Origin of the sequence: Mycobacterium sp. (genome assembly GCF_035314905.1) — a bacterium.
Taxonomy (GTDB): domain Bacteria; phylum Actinomycetota; class Actinomycetes; order Mycobacteriales; family Mycobacteriaceae; genus Mycobacterium.
Genome location: NZ_DATFYW010000019.1, coordinates 1 through 6,754 on the forward strand (window position 1 = coordinate 1; position 6,754 = coordinate 6,754).

The window sequence follows — 6,754 nt, forward strand, 5'->3', positions numbered from 1 at the left end:
AAACGGCCCTACCTCATGTATGCCTGGGCGTTCATCGCTGCAGTGTCTGTCGCCGTGGTGCTGATGATCGACTTCCCCTTCGGTAGTGGAATCGGGGTCAACCTCGGACCGCTGAGTGTTGCTGCCGGCTCCATTTAGCGCCACAAGCCGCGGCCGGTGTCCTCAACCCTTTGCGCTGAGACCCGCCAGGTGCTGCGGCGTCTGAGCCGGCGTTCTTACAGGTCATGACTGCCGACGCCGTGTCGACGACGCAGACCGCCGACGCAAAGAAGCGGACCGCCCGATGGCCCGTGACCACAGTGATCTGCATCCACAGCGAGGACCCGAACGACGTGATTATGGGCCTCACGCTGCAGCCGACGGATCCGGCTGCGTCCCCGCCACCCCCTCTCGCCCCCGGTCCGCAGCCATCGGGTCCGCAGGGGCTACCGCCGCACTAGGCCGGCTCGTTCGTCAGGCGGAGTTGACCTGCTCGTCGTCCTGTCGACGAAGAGATGGTGCTTCCAGACCGTTCTCCGCATCGACCGTGCGCGCAGACGTCAACCCCGGCTTGCCGATGATCGGCGCGGGTTCGATTCCCGTCATCGGCTCCAGGTCACCGCGGGTATTACCGGACGCGTATCCAGTCGACGAGCATAACCGCCGGAAAGGTACCCCCGCTGGGATCACCGGCGCCTGGCCGACCCACCGCAAGATTGAAGATCGGAAACATCAGGTAGTCGGGCTGGTTGAACGGCCACACCCCCTTGATGGGGACCGCCGGAACAGTGAGGTAGGGCTTCGCGCCGTCTACGTAGTCGCGCCAGAAGCGGAAACCGGCCTCATCCCATCGGCACCGCCAGTTGTGCCACTCGGAGTCCACCAACTCGGGGATCGATTTTCCCGACCACGTTTTTCCGTCGGATCGTGCGTGGACTGTGGTTCCCGGAGGCCACGCCCCGTTGCCGTACCATTCGACGACATCGACTTCGCCGTCAGGAAGGGGATCCTCGTTCAATAACGAGTACGCTGGCCAGCAACCGCTAACGGCGTCTTCGGAGCGGAGGTAACGTGGCGTCACTTCGGCGCGTTCGTCGCCAAAGCCCGTGACATCGAGCCGTGCCGGGATCTGCCGCCGGCCGTGGCAACCAACTGGCAAAATCGCCAAAGTTATCCAGGACGTAACGCGGCTGTGCCCTGTTGCGTAGCGCCCGTCAATATCACCGCCACCCACAGCTCACACAGCGCTACACGCCGCCCGTACGAGGATTGCGGCGCACCGAAGGGCAAACAAGAGCCCTTCCGGCCTATTCCGATGCGTCGAGCACGCTTACCGCGATGCCGTACGGCAAGAACCGAACTTTGCGGTCCGGGTCGGTGTTGTTCTTGTTCGCGCGGAGCGCATCGAGTTCGGTTGCATAGACCTCCTCGACTCTTGCTCCCCCATCGGAGTCGACGGTGTAGATCGCCCAGACACCGTCGCCTGTCTCACCGGTCGTCTCCGGTTCGCCCCGCGGACGCGAGTACCGGGTGAATTCGTCTAACAACGATGACCACCCTGCCCGCTCACCCGGAAGGGTGATGAACCTGCCGAATCGGTCGAACGCGTCGCGCAGCCCCTCGGTCGCGTCGCGGACAACCCGCTCGAATTCCTCGGGATCGAACCCAAACGGCCCGTTCTCGCTCATGACGGTCCTCCTGCCAGGCAAACCGCGGTGGTCGCGCTGATAACAATTGTGCGCGCCTGAAGCCGCGAGCGCCACGAGACCGCTTCGACGTTGCGCAGCTATTGCCCGGGATGGTAGGGCCACCAAGGAGCGGCACCATTCCCCTGTGCCGATGGCGAGGTGCTGGGCGCGGAACCATCCGCGGCGCCGGCGTGCGCGGATGACGCGCCGGCCGAACCTGAACTCGGCGAACCATACGGTGCCTGCTGCTGCCACGGCGAGGGCTGCGTCGGCAGACTCTGCGGCAGTTGTGGTGACGAGACCGGCGGGGGCGAACTCTGGGGAGCCTGCGTCGGCGGACTCAGCTCGGGAAGTTGGGCCGAAGCCTGCGGCGGCGTCCACTGCGGCGTCGGTGGCGTTTGCCGCTGAGGCCACAGAACGATCTGCGGGCCGGGCTGCAGCTGCTGCGGCGCTTGCGCGGCCTGCTGCTGGGGGCCCAGGGGAATCTGCATCCACTGTCGATCCTGCCGCGCCTGGGACGGTTGCTGTTGGGATGGCTGTGCCTGAATCCACAGCGACGGCGGGCCGAACGGCGACAGTGCGATCGGTGACGGCTGCGCGGCAGGGCGGAGGACCGGCGGCAGCAGTGAAGCCGGCTGCGGCGGTGCCGCAGGCATGGGCGGAGCCGCCAGGGCAGGCAGCGGTGGTGGCAGTGCGACCGGAGCGGGCGGTGGCGGCGCTTGGGGCACGGGGGTGTCGACGGCGACCGGCGCGGCGACCGGCGTCTCGGCCGCGACCGGGCCCGGCGCGGTCCCCACACGACGCGGGGCCGGTTGCTGCGCCGCGGGCGCGGGAGCCTGGACGGCCGGCGCCGCCACGGGCAGCGCCGAAGCGGCCTGCGCGACGACCGATGCCGGGTCTGGCGCAGGTGGCGGCGCCTGCGGAGCCGGGGGCCCAGCTTGAACCGCGGCAGGAGCCTGCGCGGCCGCCGGGGGCATAACGGCGCTTGGCGCCGTTGCCTTCGTCGCCGGAGGCGCACCCTGCTCGACAGTGGGACGGATGGTCACAGCCAGCGACATCACCAGCGCCACAACACCTACGACGAAGATTCCCGCCACGAGACTGCCGGCGGGAATGAGCAATCTACGTCTGTCCCTCGTCTCCGGGGACCCGCCCCTGTCGTCGATTTCGTCGCAATCGATTGTGGCGACTTCGGTGTCGGCATCGGACAGCTTCCCGGGTCGGTCGTCGGCTGAGGTGTCGGGATCCTGCGAGTACGCCAGGCCGGATGTCGATGCCTCGAATCCCGGCGCAAAGGCAGCCGCCAAGGCCGCGCCACGGGCAAGGGCCCACTCCGGTTCCTCGGGCACGATGACCGGCTGCGAGATCAGGCTTTCCAGATTCGACTTGACCGAGCGGACATCGATGCCGGCACCCACAACGAATACGCCCCGCGGGTGAGAGCCGCCGTCTTCAAGCACGGACACCATCTCCGGCAGCACATCCGTCGGGTCGGCGCTATCGATGCTGCACGTGCGGGCCTCCACGATTGACCCGTTGGCGCTGTCGACGATCGACAGTGTCGCGGTGCTCGGCTTGACAAGGATCACGGCTGTGGTGTCGTAGCCCAGTGCCCGGCCGACGGTCTGTGCGAGCGCGCCCGCGGCTCTTTGTTCCGGCACCAGCACCACATTGTCGAGATCGCGTGCGGCGACGCTGTCCCGCAACGGAGCCGATCCGGGCTGGTCAACCCATGTCACGCCGCTGACTATCAAGTGGTGGCCGCTCGACAGTGCGCTCTGCTGAGTTGCCAGGATCGCGGCGCTGACCTGCTCGGACGGGCTGCCCTTCGCGAGGCCCTCGGCCGCCGCGGTGTCGAAGGCCTCCCCTTCGATGGTGACACCATCGGCTCTCTCACCCTCGACGAGCACCATGCGGACCTTCGTGGCGGTCATCGACACGCCAAGCACAATGTCCATCGGCCCCTCCGAAACTCGCCACGCAGATTTCCATCTTCAGCGGCGTCAATGCCACGCTACTCTGCGGAACTAGGTTGCACCCTGCGAATCGATTGATCGTTGTCTGTGCGGCTTGATTTGTGCGGCGATCCATATCGCACTGCGGTCGGCGCTTCAAATCGATTGACAGTGTTGCCGTTTGGGTGAGGCGGGATCGCATCGCTTAGCGGGATTGCGCATCCGGCAACAAAGCTGCGTTCGTCGGCCATACTCCGGGTATGGCTTTCAAAGTCTGGATCGCAGATGACGATCCCGAGGACTGCGGGGACGGCGATATTTACGAGTTCCTGGCGGGCGGTGTGCTGGCGCTTCATTACTCCACCCCCGGCCGCTGGAGCGACTACTACCAGCCCACCGTCTGGAGACATCTTTCGGCCGCACCCAACCATCGGCCCGGGGAACCGGCCGACGCGTCGATCGGACCGGATTTCGACTGAGACTTGACGCGCGGTCGGTCTGCCTTGGACCCCGGCGCTTCAGCCCGTCGGGCAGTCATGGCGCACGACGCGCACCCTGCCGCGCGGCAGGTACGCCGCATAGCCGTGGTGCTTGCCGTAGAACTCCCGCGAGGTGACGCGCTCATCGGGGGGCACATCGATCACGTCGCCCTAAATCCACTGCTTGGCCATGGTCTTCACTGTGAACGCCGTATGAATCGGGCACAGGTGGCACCAACTTTGCGCGGCGCGGACGGGCCACGCCTACCGTCGGTGCCATGACCAACACGCTTCAGGACGCCACCGTCGCCACGACCCTCGACCGGCTGTACAACGCGGCCGCGGCACAGATTCCCCGGCTGCACGAGAGGCGGGGCGAGTTGCAGCGAAGTTACGCATTGGCCAGCGCGCAGGAGCGCGCCGATGCGATGAGCGACGTCTACATGCCGGTCACGCCGGCTGCCGGCCGGCTGCTGTATCTGCTGGTGCGGGCGTCCCGGCCGACGACGATCGTCGAGTTCGGCATGTCCTTCGGGATCTCAGCCATCCACCTGGCGGCGGGTGTGCGCGACAACGGTCGTGGCCGTGTCGTCACCACCGAACTCAGTGCGGCCAAGATAGCCGCGGCGAAGCAGAACTTCGAAGAGACCGGGCTCGACGACCTGATCACGGTCCTCGAAGGGGACGCGCTCACCACACTGCAGAGCATCGACGGACCGGTCGACTTCGTGCTGCTCGACGGGTGGAAGGAGATGTATCTACCCGTGTTCAAGCTGCTCGAAGCGCATCTGCGGCCCGGATCCCTCATTGTCGCCGACAACACCTCGATGGACGACACCAAGCCCTACCTCGACTATGTGCGCGATCCTGACCACGGCTATGTCAGCGTCAGCTTTCCGGCCAGGGAATCCGACAGCATGGAAATCACCTGTCGCGCTGCCACCTAGGAGGCGTTCCGCGTTTTCGATCGGCGCCAAAGCCAACGCGGCCGAGACGGCTTGCTCGAAGCAGCCAGGGGCGCTGTCCGATTCCGTCACGGCCGCAATTGTGCTGCAATGACCGGATGAATGACGGCGCAGCCGACAAAGAGGCCATCGAACTCGTCAAGTACCGGTATCTGCGGGCCCTCGACACCAAGGACTGGGATGAATTCGCCGACACCCTCGCCGAGAACGTCACCGGTGATTACGGCGACCGACTGCATTTCACCAACCGCACCGAACTGGTCGACTACATGCGGTCGTCGCTTGGGCCCGGCGTGCTCACCGAGCACCGCGTCACCCACCCGGAGATAGCGGTCGATGGCGACGAAGCCAGGGCGACCTGGTACCTGCAAGACCGGGTGATCGCCGCCGAGTTCAACTTCATGCTCATCGGCGCCGCCTTCTACCACGACACCTATCGCCGCACCGCCGACGGCTGGAAGATCAGCGCGACCGCCTACGACCGCACCTACGAGGCGACAATGTCACTGGAGAACCTGAATTTCAAGATCAAACCCGGGCGCGCGCTGCACATCTAGGTCACTTTGCGATCGCGATCAACGCGCCGGGCTGCATCCACCGGATGATCTGCACCAGGGTCCCGTCGTCGATCGCGACGCATCCGGCGGTCGGTCCGCCGTCCGTGGCGTGCAAGAAGAAGCCGGAGCCATTGCCCGGCACACGGGCCTCGTTCACACCCATCACCACCGAATGCACGTACTCCGGAATGTCGAGGTTCTCGCTCGCCGACGTGTCGAACGGACACTGCTCCTTCCTGCAACGCTGGTGAGTGTTGAACGTCGGGCTTTTCTCGTCGCCGTCCCACCAGTCGTCCGGACCGACCTGCACGTACTGCAGGCCGCCACCCGGGGACGGCGCGGTGCCGAACACGTAGTCGAGGGTGAAGATGCCCATCGGCGTCGCGGGATAGCCATCCTTGGCCTGGGGAGCCAGTCCCGCCGAGCCGACGTGTGCGGGGATTCCGACTCCTATTGGCTGCCAGCCGGCGCTGCCGCGCTGCCAGACATCCATCTTCGCCGACGAACCGCCCACGCCGACAACGGAGATCACCTGAGTCGCATTGCCCACCTGAGGCGCGAACCATGGGTTGTCGACAGCGTGGGTTACCGGTGCGGCGGCCAGCGACAGGCAGCACGCAGCCAGCAATCCCAGAAGTCGGCGCATTTGACAATCGTCGGGGCTGGTCACAGTCAACGTCAAGTTAAGATTCAGGCACGGTTTCTCGCGGCGCAGAGCCGACGTCGACACGTTGGAAAGCGAGGTCGCGCAACGGTGGCTCGAGCCCGCGAAGGAGGAATCCCATTGAGCCAGAGCCACGATCACGCGCCCCGATCCAATCATCCGAGCAGATCAGCGAATTCGAGATCCTGGAGCTGGCGCTGCACGAGCTCGCAATTGAGAAGGTGACTGTCCTCGCAAAAAGATCTGGAGAACACGACCAGGTTTCACTACCCCGGCGACGTGGGTGCTTCCGGTCTGTCTTCCGCCTCCGCGCGGGTGGGAACCGCGCCGCCGCGCGCCGCCGGCTGCGGCCGAATGACCAGAAAGCACAGGAAGAACCACAGGTAACCCAGTGCCCATCCGGCGAGTACGTCGGATGGATAGTGCACGTTCAACACGACGCGGCTGAGGCCGACCACAAGCACGAT

At 65.7% G+C, this 6,754-nt stretch carries 8 protein-coding genes and 2 pseudogenes; 3 read left to right on the top strand and 7 right to left on the bottom strand.

The annotated features are described in order from the left end of the window. Positions 1 to 453: 453 nt before the first annotated feature. The 4 genes and pseudogenes from VKG81_RS01595 to VKG81_RS01610 form a co-directional block, all read right to left on the bottom strand. Positions 454 to 585: a hypothetical protein gene (locus VKG81_RS01595; protein WP_324389072.1), complete on the bottom strand. Its 132-nt coding sequence runs from the start codon at positions 583 to 585 to the stop codon at positions 454 to 456. 22 nt (positions 586 to 607) lie between these two features. Then, a pseudogene (locus VKG81_RS01600) lies at positions 608 to 1,021 on the bottom strand (glycoside hydrolase family 16 protein); the annotation flags it as partial. A 265-nt stretch (positions 1,022 to 1,286) separates the two neighbouring features. Continuing rightward, the gene (locus VKG81_RS01605; RefSeq protein WP_324389073.1) at positions 1,287 to 1,667 is read right to left on the bottom strand and encodes a hypothetical protein; all 381 of its coding nucleotides are present in this window, start codon (positions 1,665 to 1,667) and stop codon (positions 1,287 to 1,289) included. A 98-nt stretch (positions 1,668 to 1,765) separates the two neighbouring features. After that, the gene (locus tag VKG81_RS01610) at positions 1,766 to 3,625 is read right to left on the bottom strand and encodes a DUF7159 family protein (protein WP_324389074.1); all 1,860 of its coding nucleotides are present in this window, start codon (positions 3,623 to 3,625) and stop codon (positions 1,766 to 1,768) included. Positions 3,626 to 3,882: 257 nt separating this feature from the next. On the opposite strand from VKG81_RS01610, the gene VKG81_RS01615 reads away from it, so the two are divergent. Further along, a complete protein-coding gene (locus VKG81_RS01615) occupies positions 3,883 to 4,101 on the top strand; it encodes a hypothetical protein (protein ID WP_324389075.1) in 219 nt (72 codons plus the stop codon). A gap of 39 nt (positions 4,102 to 4,140) precedes the next feature. On the opposite strand, the pseudogene VKG81_RS01620 reads toward VKG81_RS01615, so the two are convergent. Further along, a pseudogene (locus tag VKG81_RS01620) lies at positions 4,141 to 4,272 on the bottom strand (DUF6188 family protein); the annotation flags it as partial. A 107-nt stretch (positions 4,273 to 4,379) separates the two neighbouring features. Between VKG81_RS01620 and VKG81_RS01625 the strand changes: the two are divergent. Both VKG81_RS01625 and VKG81_RS01630 read left to right on the top strand, forming a co-directional pair. Continuing rightward, positions 4,380 to 5,048: an O-methyltransferase gene (locus VKG81_RS01625; protein WP_324389076.1), complete on the top strand. Its 669-nt coding sequence runs from the start codon at positions 4,380 to 4,382 to the stop codon at positions 5,046 to 5,048. Between the two features lie 98 nt (positions 5,049 to 5,146). Continuing rightward, positions 5,147 to 5,623, top strand: a complete 477-nt coding sequence (locus tag VKG81_RS01630) for a nuclear transport factor 2 family protein (protein ID WP_324389077.1) — start codon at positions 5,147 to 5,149, stop codon at positions 5,621 to 5,623. A gap of 1 nt (position 5,624) precedes the next feature. On the opposite strand, the gene VKG81_RS01635 is transcribed toward VKG81_RS01630, so the two are convergent. Together VKG81_RS01635 and VKG81_RS01640 are read right to left on the bottom strand one after the other, a co-directional pair. Further along, the gene (locus tag VKG81_RS01635; protein WP_324389078.1) at positions 5,625 to 6,269 is read right to left on the bottom strand and encodes a L,D-transpeptidase family protein; all 645 of its coding nucleotides are present in this window, start codon (positions 6,267 to 6,269) and stop codon (positions 5,625 to 5,627) included. A 284-nt stretch (positions 6,270 to 6,553) separates the two neighbouring features. Then, positions 6,554 to 6,754, bottom strand: a 201-nt coding sequence (locus VKG81_RS01640) for a phosphatase PAP2 family protein (protein WP_324389079.1), incomplete at its 5' end; no start/stop codon positions are given.

Excerpts from the sequence above, each read along its gene's own strand:
- VKG81_RS01595 (WP_324389072.1), bottom strand. The coding sequence starts at position 585 with ATGACGGGAATCGAACCCGCGCCGATCATCGGCAAGCCGGGGTTGACG.
- VKG81_RS01605 (WP_324389073.1), bottom strand. The coding sequence starts at position 1,667 with ATGAGCGAGAACGGGCCGTTTGGGTTCGATCCCGAGGAATTCGAGCGG.
- VKG81_RS01610 (WP_324389074.1), bottom strand. The coding sequence starts at position 3,625 with ATGGACATTGTGCTTGGCGTGTCGATGACCGCCACGAAGGTCCGCATG.
- VKG81_RS01615 (WP_324389075.1), top strand. The coding sequence starts at position 3,883 with ATGGCTTTCAAAGTCTGGATCGCAGATGACGATCCCGAGGACTGCGGG.
- VKG81_RS01625 (WP_324389076.1), top strand. The coding sequence starts at position 4,380 with ATGACCAACACGCTTCAGGACGCCACCGTCGCCACGACCCTCGACCGG.
- VKG81_RS01635 (WP_324389078.1), bottom strand. The coding sequence starts at position 6,269 with ATGCGCCGACTTCTGGGATTGCTGGCTGCGTGCTGCCTGTCGCTGGCC.